This is a genomic window from Bradyrhizobium sp. Y36 (assembly GCF_002531575.1).
GTDB lineage: Bacteria > Pseudomonadota > Alphaproteobacteria > Rhizobiales > Xanthobacteraceae > Bradyrhizobium.
Genome location: NZ_NWTI01000029.1, coordinates 40,920 through 55,190, shown reverse-complemented (window position 1 = coordinate 55,190; position 14,271 = coordinate 40,920). Strand labels below are relative to the sequence as shown.

The window sequence follows — 14,271 nt, the reverse complement described above, 5'->3', positions numbered from 1 at the left end:
ATCAGTCCTTGGGCGTGCGGTCGCGTTTGGCGCGACGAGCGCACCGGCCCGGCGGAAACATTCAAAACGGAAATATTTTCCTTTTCAAGTATTATTTTGCAAGCCGGCCCACGGGAATTGCCGCGGCGAGGTCAGATCGGCTTGATCAGCTTGAAATCGAGACCGTCGGCTTCAGCCAGATGCATCGGCATCCGCGCGCGCCCGTCGCGGATGGTGACCGGGCCGCGGGCGCCGCTGTAGACGATGTTGCGGCCGGCCGCGAGCATCGGGCCCATCGACAGCGAACCGGCCTTGTTCGCGACGGCTTCGAGAAAGCGCAGCCCCTCGTAACTGGACTGCCCGACCGAGCCGATCGGCGGCGCGGTCGGCCCGAACATCGCGTGGTATCGGCTCTGGAATTCGTCATTGGCGCGCGCGCCCGTGCCGGTGAAATAGCCGGAGGCGCAAAACATGTTCTCGCTGTTGTCGGCGCCGATGCCGAGCAGCACGGTCTCGTCCATCGCGCCCGCGAGCCGCAGCGTCGTGGCGCCGAGCCCGCATTCGCCGAAGGCACGGTTGAAGGTGACGCTGTCGGTGCCGATCAGCGAGATCAGCACCACGTCGGGCTTCGCGGCGCGGATACGCGCCAGATGCGGCTCGTGGTTGTCCTCGCCGAGAGGAACGAACTCTTCGCCGACGACGTGGCCTCCGGTTTCCCTGATGTAGTTCTTCACCGCGCGGTGCGATTGCCAGGGCCAGACGTAATCGCTGCCGATCAGGTACCAGCGCCGGGCCTTCTTGACGTCGGCAAGCCAGTGGATCGACGGCCGGCTCTGCCAGCGCGGGGTCTCGCCGATCGCCATCACGCCAGGCGTGCGCTCGCCGCCCTCGTAGACCGGCGTGTAGATGTAGGGGATGCGATGGCGCGTGGTGACGTCGCGCAAGGCCACGCGGACCGCGCTGGTGTGCAGGCCGACGATCAGATCGACCTCGTCGAACGCGATCGCCTGTTCGGCACGGTCCAGGACCTCATCCAGCGGCCCGCCGGCGTCGTAGATGGACAGCTCGATCTCGCGGCCGAGGATGCCACCCCGCCTGTTGATCTCGGCGACGGCGAGTTGCGCGCTGTTGGTGGCGCAGGGGCCCCAGACGCCGGGCGAGCCGGAGCAGCAGATGAAGCCGCCGATGCGGAGCCTGTTGCTGCCGCGCCGCCTGAGGAGAGCGTGATCGTGCGGCGACAGCGCGCCGTCAGCCGCCGATGACGACAGATTCCTGAGCAGCATGGACGGCGGCAACGCCGGACCGCCGTGAGCCGGGAAGTTTACCGTCGCGCGCACGCCAACTCCTGTCTGGCAGCAGACCTGAAAGCACATTCTGCGGGCGGCCGCGGCATCCGCCCTTTTGTTGGGCAATGATCCTATTTTGAAAATATTGAATATTCAACAATTGAAGTGCATATAGATGCAGCATTGATTGCAAGACATTCACTCATTTGGGTCAAGACGAAGTCTTAGCCGTGGCAAAACCGACCAAAACAAACACCCCGATCACCGAACACCTCGCCTATCTGCTCGCGCAAGCCAACCGGGAGATCAACCGGCAGCTCGAACTGCGGTTGAGCAAGGAAGGCGTTCCGGTCGAGCAATGGCGCATCCTGAAGGTGCTGTCGGATGGCAACGGCCATTCGATGGGCGAGCTCGCGGAGGCCGTGCTGCTCAACCATCCGACGCTGACCAAGATGATCGACCGCATGGTCTCGGACACGCTGGTCTATCGCGTGCAGGACCCGAACGACCGCCGCAAGGTGCTGATGTTCATCTCCGACCGCGGCAAGGTGCTGTGCAAGAAGCTCAACTCGCTCGCGGTCGACCAGGAGGAGCACATCCTGGAAAGCTACGGCGACAAGCCGACGAGCGAATTGAAGCGGCTGCTGGAGAGCTTGATCGACAGCTCGAATTAATGCGAGCGTGGGGGCCTTGCGAAGCCGACACGCTCATCTGCCATTCAATGCAGGGAGAGAGTCTCTCCACGAAAGCACGCGCGCTGGTCACGCCGGCTGGCGTTGGCGCTCACAGCGCGCATCCGGGCCTTGTTCAGTCCTCTAGGCTCGCCTTCGAGTCCAGGCGGAGGATAAGCAGGCGCCGCATGATGGCATCATCGCCAGCACGAGAGGCGATAGCGTTGGCCGTTCCATGTCGTCCAGCCCGCGGCCTTGTTGCTGACCGGTTTGGCCAAATACCATTTATTGCCGTCGGCATGGTTGAAGTAGACGCCGCCCTGCGTCCCGGTGCGCGGATTTGTCAACTTCACCCATCGCGAGCCATTGTCCGAGAAGCTGCCTGCCCAGCGTGCTCCCGAACTGGTGGTGCAGGTGTCGCCGTCGCAGCTTGTTTGACTGTCATCAACGGCGGCCCATTTCATCCGGGCGGGCCGGCCGTCGATGTTGCACGACCATGTTCCGCCCCACCATCCGCCCACTTGGCTCGCAGGCGCGGAACCGCAGGCTAAGAAACTCAGGGCAAGAACACACAAGGTGGTGGGCAGCGCGCGTCTGGACATTGTCTGGCTCCCAATTCTCGGCCCCGTGCGATTCAATCAAACATGGATTGGGCTCTGCAGAGGTGATCCAGATCACATGAGCAGTAGCAAAAGATTGAATGATCTACCCGCAGGCATTGTCCGAGACATGATGCCGCGCCTCGCGCCATCGGCTTCCGGGCTGCGGCTGCGCAGCCGGACGAGCGCGTGGCCGCGGACAATCTGCAGCAGCAGCCCACGGAACTGATCAAAGGAGCAGGCGCTGCAGGCCACGCGCGTACAACGGGGCAATCGTCTCGCGAAGGTGATGAACGGGCCGAGGACCAGTTCGCTCAACATCGGGGCCGGCTGCCAAATGGCCAAAGCGTGCTCAGCCGCGCGTGACGGAAGCCGGGCCCTCACAAACGTGAGGCAGCCATCCTCACTGGCGTGCGCCTACCATTCGTGATGCACCTGAAGATCAGCAGGCGCCACATGGATCGGAAGCATTCCAACCCCGGGCGAACTCGTAGGCCAATACGGCACCGCGCGTTCGCCGGGTATTGAGATCATCGATCAGGCGTACCGCCCGTGGCAGTGCTTGTACTTCTTGCCCGAGCCGCAAGGGCAATCCTCGTTGCGGCCGACCTTGCCCCAGCTCGCCGGATTCTTCGGATCGCGCAGCGCCGCGTCGGAGGCCTGCGCCCCGAGCGAGACGTTGGCGATGGCCATTTCGTCCTCGCCGGTGTTCGGATCGAACTTGTGAGCTTCCATTTGCGGCAGAGCAGGAGCTTCCTGCTCCGGCGGAACGATCTCGACGCGCATCAACTGCGCCGTGACGGCCTCGCGCAAGTGAGCGCTCATCTCCTGGAAGAGGTTGAAGGCTTCCGTCTTGTACTCCTGCAAGGGATCGCGCTGGCCGTAGCCGCGCAGGCCGATGACCTGGCGCAGATGGTCGAGCATGATCAGATGCTCGCGCCAGAGATGGTCGAGCGTCTGCAACAGAATGGTCTTCTCGACGTAACGCATCACGTCGGGACCCCATTGCGCGACCTTGGCCGCCATATGCTCGTCGGCCTTGGTCTCGATGCGGGTGAGCAGCTCCTCGTCGGCGATGCCCTCTTCCTTGGCCCATTCGTCGACGGGCAGGTCGAGGTCGAGCACGCGCTTCAATTCGTCCTTCAGGCCCGCCACGTCCCACTGCTCGGCATAGGCATGCTCGGGCACGTGCTTGGCAACGAGGTCGTCGATGAAAGCGTGACGCATGTCGGTCACGGTCTCGGCAACGCTCTCGTCCTTCATGAGGTCGACGCGCTGGTCGAAGATCACCTTGCGCTGGTCGTTCTGGACGTTGTCGAACTTGAGCAGGTTCTTGCGGATGTCGAAGTTGCGGGCCTCGACCTTCTGCTGCGCCTTCTCGAGCGCCTTGTTGATCCAGGGATGGATGATGGCCTCGCCCTCTTGCAGGCCGAGACGCTGCAGCATGCTGTCGAGACGGTCCGAACCGAAGATGCGCATCAGATCGTCTTCCAGCGACAGGAAGAACTTGGAGCGGCCGGGGTCGCCCTGACGGCCGGAACGGCCGCGCAGCTGGTTGTCGATGCGGCGGGATTCGTGACGCTCGGAGCCGATGATGTAGAGGCCGCCGGGCTTCTTCACGGTCTTGGCGGGCTTGCTCCCCTTCGCCGGCTCGAGCTCGACGGTCTCCTCGGCCTTCAGCACGATGTCGCGGAAATGCTCGATGTCGGCCTTGATCTGCTCGATCTTCTTCGCCTTCTCGGCTTCGTCCTCGATGCCGGCGGTCTCCTGCTGGATCCGCATTTCGAGCGAGCCGCCGAGCTTGATGTCGGTACCGCGGCCGGCCATGTTGGTGGCGATCGTGATCGCGCCGGGAACGCCGGCCTCGGCGACGATATAGGCTTCCTGCTCGTGGAAGCGCGCGTTCAGCACCGCGAACAGCTTTGCCGGCTTGTTGGCGCGCGCTGCGGCGTACAGCTTCTGCATCGAGTTCTCGTTGCCGAAATCGATCTGCCGGTAGCCGTGCTTCTTGAGGTATTCGGCGATCACTTCCGACTTCTCGATCGAGGCGGTGCCGACCAGGACCGGCTGCAGCCGCGCATTGGCGCGTTCGATCTCGGCCAGGATTGCCGCGTATTTCTCGTTCTGGGTGCGATAGACCTCGTCGTCCTCGTCGAGACGAGCGACTGCCAGATTGGTCGGGATCTCCACGACCTCGAGCTTGTAGATGTCGAACAGCTCGTCGGCTTCCGTCAGCGCCGTGCCGGTCATGCCGGCGAGCTTCTCGTACATGCGGAAGTAGTTCTGGAAGGTGATCGAGGCCAGCGTCTGGTTCTCGGGCTGGACCGTCACGTGCTCCTTGGCCTCCAGCGCCTGGTGCAGGCCCTCGGAGTAGCGGCGGCCCTGCATCATGCGTCCGGTGAACTCGTCGATGATGACGACCTCGTCGTCGCGGACGATGTAGTCCTTGTCGCGGGTGAACAGGGTGTGAGCGCGCAGCGCCTGGTTGATGTGGTGCACGACGGAGACGTTCTCGACGTCGTAGAGCGACTCGCCCTTGAGCTGGCCGGCATCGCGCAACAGCCCTTCGATCTTCTCCATGCCGGCTTCGGTGAGCGTCACCGTGCGCTGCTTCTCGTCGACATCGTAATCGGCCTTGTCGAGCTTGGGCAGGAACGAATCGATGGTGTTGTAGAAATCGGAGCGGTCGTCGAGCGGACCGGAGATGATCAGCGGCGTACGCGCTTCGTCGATCAGGATGGAGTCGACTTCGTCGACGATGGCGTAGAAGTGCGGCCGCTGGACCATGTCCTCGAGCCGGTACTTCATGTTGTCGCGCAGATAGTCGAAGCCGTATTCGTTGTTGGTGCCGTAAGTGATGTCGCAGGCATAGGCGGCCTTGCGCTCGGCGTCGTCGAGGCCGTGCACGATCACGCCGGTGGTCAGGCCGAGGAAGCCGTAGATCTGGCCCATCCAGCCGGAGTCGCGGCGGGCGAGGTAATCGTTGACGGTAACGACGTGGACGCCCTTGCCGGCGAGCGCGTTGAGGTAGACCGCGAGCGTCGCGACCAGCGTCTTGCCTTCGCCGGTCTTCATTTCGGCGATGTCGCCCTCGTGCAGGACCATGCCGCCGATCAGCTGGACGTCGAAATGGCGCTGGCCGAGGGTGCGCTTGGCCGCCTCGCGCACGGTGGCGAAGGCGGGCACCAGCAGGTCGTCGAGCGTCTTGCCCTCGGCGAGCTGCTTCTTGAACTCGGCGGTGCGGGCCTTGAGCGCCTCGTCCGAGAGCTTGGAAACCTCGGGCTCCAGCGCGTTGATCGCGTTGACGCGGGACTGGTATCCCTTCACCCGCCGGTCGTTGGCGGAGCCGAAAAACTTGCGGGCGAGCGCGCCGATCATGCCTAGTTCCTGTGTTCGCGAATTAACCGCGTTGCAGCCAAGAAGTTGTCACCCGCCTGCCTATCAACTCACCGTGACGCCTGATGGCGCCTACAGCCCGGACTGCGGGGGTCGTCCGCCATATGGGTGGGAATTGGGCAAGTCTGGGTTCAACGGCCAAAAACGCAGCAAAATAAACGCCATCGCCATGGTCGCGACCGGGCAGAGATATGGCCCGGTCAGGGCCTTGTCAACGGCGGGCGCATTGCGGCTAATTCATCATTTTGACAGACTTTTCGCGTTGCCAAGGCCCCCTGAATTGGGCGAGTGTCCGCCCCGCTCGAGCAGCCCCCTGCTTCAACAAAAGGATTTTCCATGACCACCTCGTTCCCGGTAACCAAAACCGGCCTGCGCTTCGGCCTCGCCACCGCCCTCGTGGGCTGCCTTGCGCTGGCGCTGATCGCGGGTCCCGGCCGGGCCGCTGACGATCCGGTCCTGGCGAAGGTCAACGGCACGGAAATCAAGAAGAGCGACGTCGCCATGGCCGAGGAGGAGCTCGGACCGAGCCTCGCCCAGATGGACCCGGCGACCAAGGACGAGAACGTCCTGTCGTTCCTGATCGACATGAAAATCGTCAGCAAGGCTGCCGAGGACAAGAAGGTCGCCGACGGCGAGGAGTTCAAGAAGCGCCTGGCATTCGCCCGCAACCGGCTTCTGATGGACAGCTTGCTCGCGGGCGAGGGCAAGGCCGCCACCACCCCGGACGCCATGAAGAAGGTCTATGAGGAGGCCTCCAAGCAGATCACCGGCGAGCAGGAGGTGCGCGCCCGCCACATCCTGGTCGAGACCGAGGACGAGGCCAAGGCGGTCAAGGCCGAGCTCGACAAGGGCGGCGATTTCGCCGAGCTCGCCAAGAAGAAGTCCAAGGATCCCGGCTCGGCCGACGGCGGCGATCTCGGCTTCTTCACCAAGGAGCAGATGGTGCCGGAATTCTCCGCGGTGGCCTTCTCGCTGGAGCCGGGCAAGATCTCCGACCCCGTGAAGTCGCAGTTCGGCTGGCACATCATCAAGGTCGAGGAAAAGCGCAACCGCAAGGCGCCGGATTTCGAGCAGGTCAAGACCCAGATCGAAAGCTACGTCACCCGCAAGGCCCAGGCCGAGTACGTCGCCAAGCTGCGCGCCGAGGCCAAGGTCGAGCGGCTGGACCAGCCGGCGGCGGACGCATCGAAGGATGCGAAGCCGGCCGACGCAGCCAAGCCGTCCGACAGCAAGATGGCGCCGCCCGCGAAGAAGTAAGAATTCGCTGTCACTTCGCGGACGCCAATAGTATTTAACGTCGCAATGGCCGGGCGCATGCCCGGCCATCTGCATATCCAGACCTCACCAAGGCGCCCCGCGATGTCCTCCTCCGTCTCCCCCCTCGCCCCCAAGAACGTCCCCGACATGCCCGTGATCGCGGGAATCCGCCTTGCGACGGCCGAGGCCGGCATCCGCTACAAGAACCGCACCGACGTGCTGCTGGCGGTGATGGACAAGGGCACCACGGTCGCCGGCGTCTTCACCAAGTCCAAATGCCCCTCCGCACCGGTCGAATGGTGCCGCGCCAAGCTGAAGGGCGGCGTATCTTCTAAAAAAGGATTGGCGCGCGCGCTCGTCGTCAATTCCGGCAACGCCAATGCCTTCACCGGCAAGACCGGCCGCGCCTCGACCGCGTTGACCGCGAAGATCGCGGCCAAGGCGGTCGGATGCAGCGAAAGCGAGATCTTCCTGGCCTCGACCGGCGTGATCGGCGAACCGCTGGATGCGACCAAGTTCGACGGCGTGCTGGGCCGCCTCGCCGAGACCGCCGAGCCCGGCGACTATCTCGCCGCGGCCAAGGCGATCATGACCACCGACACCTTCCCGAAGGTCGCGACCGCGACCGTCAAGCTCGGCAAGGCCAAGGTCACCATCAACGGCATGGCCAAGGGCGCCGGCATGATCGCGCCCGACATGGCGACGATGCTGTCCTTCATCTTCACCGACGCACCGATCGCGCCCGCGGCGCTGCAGGCGCTGCTCAAGGCCGGCGTCGAGGACACGTTCAACGCGGTCACGATCGACGGCGACACCTCGACCTCGGACACGTTGCTGGCCTTCGCCACCGGCGCGGCCGCCGAGCACGGCGCGCCAAAGATCAGCCGCGCCAGCGACCCGCGCCTGAAGGCCTTCGTGAAGGCGTTCAACCAGGTTCTGGCGAACCTGTCCGAGCAGGTGGCGCGCGACGGCGAAGGCGCCCGCAAGCTGGTCGAGATCACCGTCGAGGGGGCCAAGACCAAGGCCTCGGCGCGCAGAATCGCGATGTCGATCGCCAACTCGCCGCTGGTGAAGACCGCGATCGCCGGCGAGGACGCGAATTGGGGCCGCGTCGTGATGGCGGTCGGCAAGGCCGGTGAGCCGGCCGATCGCGACAAGCTCTCGATCTCCTTCAACGGCATCCGCGTCGCCAGGAACGGCGCGCGCGATCCGTCCTATGACGAGGTGCAGGTATCGGAAGCGATGAAGGCCCCCGAGATCGCGATTCTGGTCTCGCTCGGCCTCGGCAAGGGCCGCGACCGCGTGCTGACCTGCGACCTCACCAAGGAATATGTGGCGATCAACGGGGACTACAGGTCGTAAGTCAGGCCCACCACACCCCTCCGGCCGTCCTGAGGCGCTCGCGAAGCGAGCCTCGAAGGATGCCGGCCCCGCTGTAACTGCGCGGAGAGAGCCGCTCCGTCGCCCTCGAGGGCCGCTGACGAAGCGGCCAGCTCAGAGCGACGGAGATCGCGCCTTGCTTCGGATCACCCCGAAATCCGGGCGTCCGCGACCGCTTTCCGGAACAGCGCATTCATCGCATCCGAGATGCCCTGGGTCGGGCTGACCTCGAAATACAGCCCCGGCGAGGCGCAGCTCTGCATGTTGTCGGCGATCTCGCTGTTCGGCGAGGGACCGAACGGGCCCTTGTTGAAGGGGTCGATGTAGGTCATGTACCAGGAGTTGGTCGGCAGCTGCAGATAGGTGGTGTAGAGCACCGCGATCTTGATGCCGCGATTCTTGATGGTGGTGCAGAGCGAGACGTCGATCGGCGACTGGCAGCGCCCGCCGCTCACGAGCGGCTTGGAGCAACCGGTATTGTACTCGTCGGCAACACCGTCCGAGACGAAGAACAGATATTTCAGCGGCGCAGACGATGTGCCGGCACCCGGCGCGGTGATCGCGGAGTTGATTGCCGGAAAAACCGTGCTGAACTGGGTGTCCTTGTCGGCGGTGTAGGAATCGTTGTTGCCGTAGACGCCCATCAGGTCGATGCCGCCCGCCGCCGTCTTGGCACTCGACAGGCTCGCCGACAGCGAGAACAGCGCGCGCAGACCGATGGTTTTTGAAGATGCGCCGAAATCGTAGATCGCCATGCGGAACTGGTTCGAATAGGTCTCGCTGGCCGCGGCGGTATCCATCAGCGACTGGGTCGCGCTGCGCAATACGTCGATTCGCGTCGTGACGCCGAGCGTCTTGGCGAGATTGTAGTAGTTGTTCGAGTCGTTGTAGTCGTGGCATGCGAAGGCGCATTTGTCCGACGTGTTGTTGACCATCTTGGTCACGTCGGCCGGCGTCGCCGCTACGCCCATCGACGGCGAATTGTCCAGCAGGAGGTAGAAGTCGACATAGAGCGGCATGCTGGCCGTCGCCGTCGACGTGCCGCTCATCGCCAGCGCGGTCTTGCCGATCACACCGAGGAACATGGTCTTGACGCTGGCGCTGAACGCCACGGTCGAGGTGACCGTCGAGCCGCTCTTGACCACCGTCGGCGTGACGCTGTTGAGCGTGTAGCCGGTCAGGTTGGCGACGTTGGCATTGAAGATGTTCTTGGCATCGGTGACGCCGACCGGGATCCCGCCGTCCGAGGTCATCGTGCCTGCCGCGGCGAATCCCGGCGAGGCCTTGGCGACTGCGCCGACGCTGGCCGCGTCGGCCGCGGCCTGAAGCTTGGCCCGAATCTGCGTCGCGCGGGAGTAATCGACGGCGCAGCCAATCACCGTGATCAGGGGAACGCAGGCGAGCGCGAAAATCACCGCGATATTGCCGCGTCGGTCGCGGGCAAACCGGCGGATGGTGGTGCGAAGCACGGCGAGCATGGATTGGCCTGGAATGGTTTAAATATGTTTCCACTCTAGGAACCGTTGATTAAATATGACTTATGCAAACCGCAAAAACGCGGAGCCGCAACGGGGTTAACAAGCCATTGCGAACGATCTTGAGCTGATAACAGAGGCGTATGGCCGATCTCAAACTGACACTGGTGGTGGCCTGCGCGCTCGTCGATGCCGACAAACGCGTCCTGATCGCGCAGCGCCCCGAGGGCAAGACGCTGGCCGGCCTCTGGGAATTTCCCGGCGGCAAGTGTGAGCCCGGCGAGCGGCCAGAGCAGAGCCTGATCCGCGAGCTCAATGAGGAGCTCGGCATCACCGTCGCCGAACCGTGTCTGGCGCCGTTGACCTTCGCGAGCCATGCCTACGAGACCTTCCATCTGCTGATGCCGCTCTACATCTGCCGGCGCTGGGAAGGGCAGGTCGCGCCGCGCGAAGGCCAGACCCTGGCCTGGGTTCGCGCCAACAAGCTGCGCGACTACCCGATGCCGCCCGCGGACATTCCGCTGATCCCGCATCTGATTGATTTGTTGATGTGATTGCACTGTGCCCCGGACGCAGCGCAGCGCTTCTTCAGCGGTGCGCTGCAGAGTCGGGGCCCAAGAATGCCGCAAACTGGGTCCCGGCTCTGCGCAGCAGCGTTTCACGCTGCAGCGCGTCCGGGACACGCGTCACTTCCCCGCCTTCTTCACCGCCTCCGCGAGACTCGCTTTCGCCGACCCCGGCTTCAGCGGCTGCTGCTGGCTCGCGTGCGGGGCCCAGCCGGAGAGCCAGATGATGTCGAACGTGGCACGGATGCGGCCGTCGGCATCGGCAAAACGCTCGGCGTAGATCTCGGCCATGCGCAGCAGCGTCGCGCGCCGGCTCGGCGTGCGGCGGCGCTCGATCAACACATTGGCCGCGCCCATGCGGCGCAGATCCTGCATCAAGGCGAAGGCATTGCCATAGCGCACCACGACGCGGTCGACGTCGGTCACCGGCAGCGCAAAGCCGGCCCGCTGCAGCAGCGCGCCGATGTCCCTGAGATCGGCGAACGGTGCAACGCGCGGCGACACGCCGCCCTCGCATTCGGCCTCGGCCGCGGCAAAGGCCTGGCGCAGCTCGGTCAAGCTGTCGCCGCCGATCATCGCGGCGAGCAGGAGCCCGTCCGGCTTCAGCGCGCGGCGAACCTGCGCCAGCACGCCAGGCAGGTCGTTGACGAATTGCAGCGCCAGCGCCGAGACGACGAGGTCCAGACTTTCGGGTGCGAAGGGCAGCTTTTCCGCGCCGGCCGCCTCGAGCGCGATCCGTTCGATGGAGGGGAGCCGCGCGCGCAGAACCGCAAGATCTTCACCGGGCGTCCAGAGATCGGCCGCGGCGTGAAACTCCCGCATCACCGCCGCCAGCCGGTCGGTCATGTCCTCGGCAACGCGGTCGAGCAGGAACGTCACCCCGCCCTGCGCCCGCGCGCGCCGCTGCCGCGCATACAGCAAGGCGCGATCGAACAGAGCGGGCGGGGTTTGCGGGGGCTGAGCCATGCCGCTGGTTACGCCGATCCAAGTCGTTCTGGCAATCGCTCTCGTGTCCCGGGCGCGGTGCGGAACGCAGTGACGCTCCGCAGAACCGGGACCCATGCCTCGGCGTGCACAAACTTCTGGACCCCGGCTCAGCAGCGCACCGCTGCGCGCTGCGCTGGGTCCGGGGCACGAGAGCGTGGCTTGAGCCAACGAGCGCGGAACGCTAGCCTCTCCCCATGGACGCCGACGCCGCCCCCACCCGCTCCATCGCCGCGCCGCTGCGAGCCGCGTGGACGGCTGGCCGCCATGTGCTGTCGCGGACGGCGCGGCTGGCGCTCGACATCGCGCTGCCGACACAGTGCGTGTCATGCCGCGAGCCGGTCGATGGCGAGGGCGTTTGCGCTTCGTGCTGGGCGCGGCTGTCGTTCATCGAGCGGCCCTATTGCCCGCGGCTCGGCATTCCCTTCGTCTACGACCCCGGCCCCGACATGCTGTCGATGGAGGCGATCGCGAGCCCGCCGGCCTACCAGCGTGCCCGCGCGGCGGTGCGCTACGACGACGTCGCGCGCACGCTGGTGCACGCGCTGAAATACCAGGACCGCACAGACCTGGCGCCGGCGATGGGACGCTGGATGGCGCGGGCGGGCGGCGAGCTACTGAATGGGGCCGATATGCTGGTGCCTGTTCCGCTGCATTGGCGGCGGGCCTGGCGGCGCCGCTACAACCAGTCCGGGGCGCTGGCGCGCGTGATCGAGCGGCAGAGCGGCGTCAGGGTTCGCGGCGAGGTGCTGCGCCGGGTACGCGCCACCGAGCAGCAGATCGGCTTGTCGCGGGCCCAGCGCGCCACCAATGTGCAGGGCGCATTCCAGGTATCTCCGGACCGCCAGGCCGAGGTCCAGGGACGCCGCATCATCCTGATCGACGACGTCCTGACCTCGGGCGCCACGCTGGATGCCTGTGCACGGGCCCTGTTGCGCGCCAAGGCCGCCCAGGTCGACGTGCTGGTCTTCGCCCGGGTTGTGGAGATCAGGTAAAGTCCCATATAATTCAATGAATTCATGACATGAGAGCGCCAGACGAGATGACCGCCGCTGTCGAGATCTACACCAGGCCAGGCTGCGGCTATTGCTCCGCCGCCAAATCGCTGCTGACCCGCAAGAAGGTTGCCTTCACGGAATTCGACGTCGCCAAGGATCCATCGTGGCGCCAGGAGATGTATGATCGCGCCGGCGAGGGCTCGACCTTCCCGCAGATCTGGATCGGCGGAACCCATATCGGCGGCTGCGACGATCTCTACGCGCTCGATCGCGAGGGCAAGCTCGACGGCATGCTCGAAGGCGTGAAGGCCACCTCATGAGCGAGAACCGCACGTTCACCGCCGCCATGGTTCAGATGCGCACCGGCCTCCTGCCGGGGCCGAGCCTCGAGCAGGCCACGAAGCTGATCCGGCAGGCGGCAGCCAATGGCGCCGACTACGTGCAGACGCCCGAAGTCAGCAACATGATGCAGCTGAACCGCAAGGCATTGTTCGAGCATCTGCAGAGCGAGGAGGACGACACTTCGCTGAAGGCGTATCGGGCGCTCGCGGCGGAGCTGAAGATCCACCTCCATGTCGGCTCACTGGCGCTGCGCTTCTCGCCGGAGAAGGCGGTCAACCGCTCCTTCCTGATCGGGCCCGAGGGCAATGTGCTCGCGAGCTACGACAAGATCCACATGTTCGACATCGAGCTGCCCGACGGCGAGAGCTATCGCGAATCCGCCAATTACCAGCCGGGCGAGACCGCCGTGATCTCCGACCTGCCCTGGGGCCGCGTCGGCTTGACCATCTGCTACGACGTGCGCTTCCCCGCGCTGTACCGTGCGCTGGCCGAGAGCGGCGCCTACTTCATCACCGTGCCTTCGGCCTTCACCCGCAAGACCGGCGAGGCGCATTGGCATGTGCTGCTGCGCGCGCGTGCGATCGAGACCGGCTGCTTCATCTTTGCAGCGGCGCAGGCCGGCACCCACGAGAACAAGCGCGAGACCTACGGCCATTCGCTGATCATCGATCCCTGGGGCGAGATCCTCGCCGAGGGCGACGTCGAGCCCGGCATCATCATGGCGAAGATCGATCCGGCGAAGGTCGAGACCGCGCGCCGCGCGATCCCCTCGCTCCAGCACGGCCGCCGCTTCGGCGTGTCCGACCCCAAGGCCGGACCGGATCATCTGCATCTGGTGCGGGGATCGGCATGATCCGCTACGCGCTCCGCTGCGACCGGAACCACGATTTCGAAAGCTGGTTTCAGAGCTCTTCGGCCTATGATTCACAGGTCAAGCGCAAGCTGGTGACGTGCCCGATCTGCGGCTCCGCCAAGGTCGACAAGGCGATCATGGCCCCCCGCATCGTCGGCAAGAAGGGCCGCGGACGCGCGACGCCGCCGCCCGAGCCGGTGACGACCGCCGCGCCCGAGGCCGCACCATCAGGGCCGACCTCGCTGCTGATGGCGCAGGAGAAAGAGCTGCGCACCAAGCTGAAAGAGCTGCGCGATCACATCGTCAAGAACGCCGACAATGTCGGCGAGCGCTTCGCCAACGAAGCCCGCGCCATGCATTACGGCGACAAGGAGCATCGTCCGATCTATGGCGAAGCCTCGCCGGAGGAGGCGAAGTCGCTGATCGACGAAGGCATCGACGTGTCGCCGCTGCCGACGCTGCCGGAAGACCGGAATTGACGTGAG

13 protein-coding genes are annotated in these 14,271 nt (G+C 65.1%); 8 read left to right on the top strand and 5 right to left on the bottom strand.

Annotation, left to right across the window (positions count from 1 at the left end; all coding sequences use genetic code 11):
• Nucleotides 1-131: 131 nt before the first annotated feature.
• The gene (locus CO669_RS32495) at nucleotides 132-1,316 is read right to left on the bottom strand and encodes a substrate-binding domain-containing protein (RefSeq protein WP_198964376.1); all 1,185 of its coding nucleotides are present in this window, start codon (nucleotides 1,314-1,316) and stop codon (nucleotides 132-134) included.
• 179 nt (nucleotides 1,317-1,495) lie between these two features.
• Here CO669_RS32495 and CO669_RS32490 point away from each other — a divergent pair, with 179 nt between their 5' ends.
• Nucleotides 1,496-1,939, top strand: a complete 444-nt coding sequence (locus CO669_RS32490) for a MarR family winged helix-turn-helix transcriptional regulator (protein ID WP_097666343.1) — start codon at nucleotides 1,496-1,498, stop codon at nucleotides 1,937-1,939.
• A 194-nt stretch (nucleotides 1,940-2,133) separates the two neighbouring features.
• Here CO669_RS32490 and CO669_RS32485 read toward each other — a convergent pair whose 3' ends face one another.
• Complete coding sequence (locus tag CO669_RS32485) at nucleotides 2,134-2,538, bottom strand: DUF6006 family protein (RefSeq protein ID WP_143278775.1); 405 nt, start codon at nucleotides 2,536-2,538, stop codon at nucleotides 2,134-2,136.
• A 534-nt stretch (nucleotides 2,539-3,072) separates the two neighbouring features.
• Nucleotides 3,073-5,913 carry a preprotein translocase subunit SecA gene (gene secA / locus CO669_RS32475; protein ID WP_097666337.1) on the bottom strand — a complete coding sequence of 947 codons (2,841 nt, stop codon included), beginning with the start codon at nucleotides 5,911-5,913 and terminating at the stop codon, nucleotides 3,073-3,075.
• Nucleotides 5,914-6,267: 354 nt separating this feature from the next.
• Here secA and CO669_RS32470 point away from each other — a divergent pair, with 354 nt between their 5' ends.
• Entirely contained in the window at nucleotides 6,268-7,188 is a 921-nt protein-coding gene (locus tag CO669_RS32470) for a peptidylprolyl isomerase (protein WP_198964375.1), read from the top strand.
• 102 nt (nucleotides 7,189-7,290) lie between these two features.
• The gene (argJ, locus tag CO669_RS32465; protein ID WP_097666333.1) at nucleotides 7,291-8,550 is read left to right on the top strand and encodes a bifunctional glutamate N-acetyltransferase/amino-acid acetyltransferase ArgJ; all 1,260 of its coding nucleotides are present in this window, start codon (nucleotides 7,291-7,293) and stop codon (nucleotides 8,548-8,550) included.
• 164 nt (nucleotides 8,551-8,714) lie between these two features.
• Here argJ and CO669_RS32460 read toward each other — a convergent pair whose 3' ends face one another.
• Nucleotides 8,715-10,046, bottom strand: coding sequence for a TadE/TadG family type IV pilus assembly protein (locus CO669_RS32460; RefSeq protein ID WP_097666331.1), 1,332 nt, complete (start codon nucleotides 10,044-10,046; stop codon nucleotides 8,715-8,717).
• Between the two features lie 140 nt (nucleotides 10,047-10,186).
• On the opposite strand from CO669_RS32460, the gene CO669_RS32455 reads away from it, so the two are divergent.
• The gene (locus CO669_RS32455; RefSeq protein WP_097666329.1) at nucleotides 10,187-10,597 is read left to right on the top strand and encodes a (deoxy)nucleoside triphosphate pyrophosphohydrolase; all 411 of its coding nucleotides are present in this window, start codon (nucleotides 10,187-10,189) and stop codon (nucleotides 10,595-10,597) included.
• A 132-nt stretch (nucleotides 10,598-10,729) separates the two neighbouring features.
• Here CO669_RS32455 and CO669_RS32450 read toward each other — a convergent pair whose 3' ends face one another.
• Nucleotides 10,730-11,575, bottom strand: coding sequence for a methyltransferase domain-containing protein (locus CO669_RS32450; RefSeq protein WP_198964374.1), 846 nt, complete (start codon nucleotides 11,573-11,575; stop codon nucleotides 10,730-10,732).
• A gap of 215 nt (nucleotides 11,576-11,790) precedes the next feature.
• Here CO669_RS32450 and CO669_RS32445 point away from each other — a divergent pair, with 215 nt between their 5' ends.
• From CO669_RS32445 to CO669_RS32430, 4 genes are read left to right on the top strand one after another with little or no spacing between them, the layout of a single operon-like run.
• Nucleotides 11,791-12,588, top strand: a complete 798-nt coding sequence (locus CO669_RS32445; RefSeq protein ID WP_097666325.1) for a ComF family protein — start codon at nucleotides 11,791-11,793, stop codon at nucleotides 12,586-12,588.
• A gap of 47 nt (nucleotides 12,589-12,635) precedes the next feature.
• A complete protein-coding gene (grxC, locus tag CO669_RS32440) occupies nucleotides 12,636-12,911 on the top strand; it encodes a glutaredoxin 3 (RefSeq protein WP_097666323.1) in 276 nt (91 codons plus the stop codon).
• Nucleotides 12,908-13,786, top strand: coding sequence for a carbon-nitrogen hydrolase family protein (locus tag CO669_RS32435; protein WP_097666321.1), 879 nt, complete (start codon nucleotides 12,908-12,910; stop codon nucleotides 13,784-13,786). Before grxC ends, CO669_RS32435 begins: the two co-directional genes overlap by 4 nt.
• Entirely contained in the window at nucleotides 13,783-14,265 is a 483-nt protein-coding gene (locus tag CO669_RS32430; RefSeq protein ID WP_097666319.1) for a DUF1178 family protein, read from the top strand. The genes CO669_RS32435 and CO669_RS32430 overlap by 4 nt, the downstream gene beginning before the upstream one ends.
• Nucleotides 14,266-14,271: the final 6 nt, after the last annotated feature.

What these genes read in the sequence shown, in the direction of transcription:
- CO669_RS32445 (WP_097666325.1), top strand. Translation starts at nt 11,791, where the DNA reads ATGGACGCCGACGCCGCCCCCACCCGCTCCATCGCCGCGCCGCTGCGA.
- CO669_RS32430 (WP_097666319.1), top strand. Translation starts at nt 13,783, where the DNA reads ATGATCCGCTACGCGCTCCGCTGCGACCGGAACCACGATTTCGAAAGC.
- CO669_RS32450 (WP_198964374.1), bottom strand. Translation starts at nt 11,575, where the DNA reads ATGGCTCAGCCCCCGCAAACCCCGCCCGCTCTGTTCGATCGCGCCTTG.
- CO669_RS32455 (WP_097666329.1), top strand. Translation starts at nt 10,187, where the DNA reads ATGGCCGATCTCAAACTGACACTGGTGGTGGCCTGCGCGCTCGTCGAT.
- CO669_RS32485 (WP_143278775.1), bottom strand. Translation starts at nt 2,538, where the DNA reads ATGTCCAGACGCGCGCTGCCCACCACCTTGTGTGTTCTTGCCCTGAGT.
- CO669_RS32460 (WP_097666331.1), bottom strand. Translation starts at nt 10,046, where the DNA reads ATGCTCGCCGTGCTTCGCACCACCATCCGCCGGTTTGCCCGCGACCGA.
- secA (WP_097666337.1), bottom strand. Translation starts at nt 5,913, where the DNA reads ATGATCGGCGCGCTCGCCCGCAAGTTTTTCGGCTCCGCCAACGACCGG.
- argJ (WP_097666333.1), top strand. Translation starts at nt 7,291, where the DNA reads ATGTCCTCCTCCGTCTCCCCCCTCGCCCCCAAGAACGTCCCCGACATG.
- CO669_RS32435 (WP_097666321.1), top strand. Translation starts at nt 12,908, where the DNA reads ATGAGCGAGAACCGCACGTTCACCGCCGCCATGGTTCAGATGCGCACC.
- CO669_RS32470 (WP_198964375.1), top strand. Translation starts at nt 6,268, where the DNA reads ATGACCACCTCGTTCCCGGTAACCAAAACCGGCCTGCGCTTCGGCCTC.
- grxC (WP_097666323.1), top strand. Translation starts at nt 12,636, where the DNA reads ATGACCGCCGCTGTCGAGATCTACACCAGGCCAGGCTGCGGCTATTGC.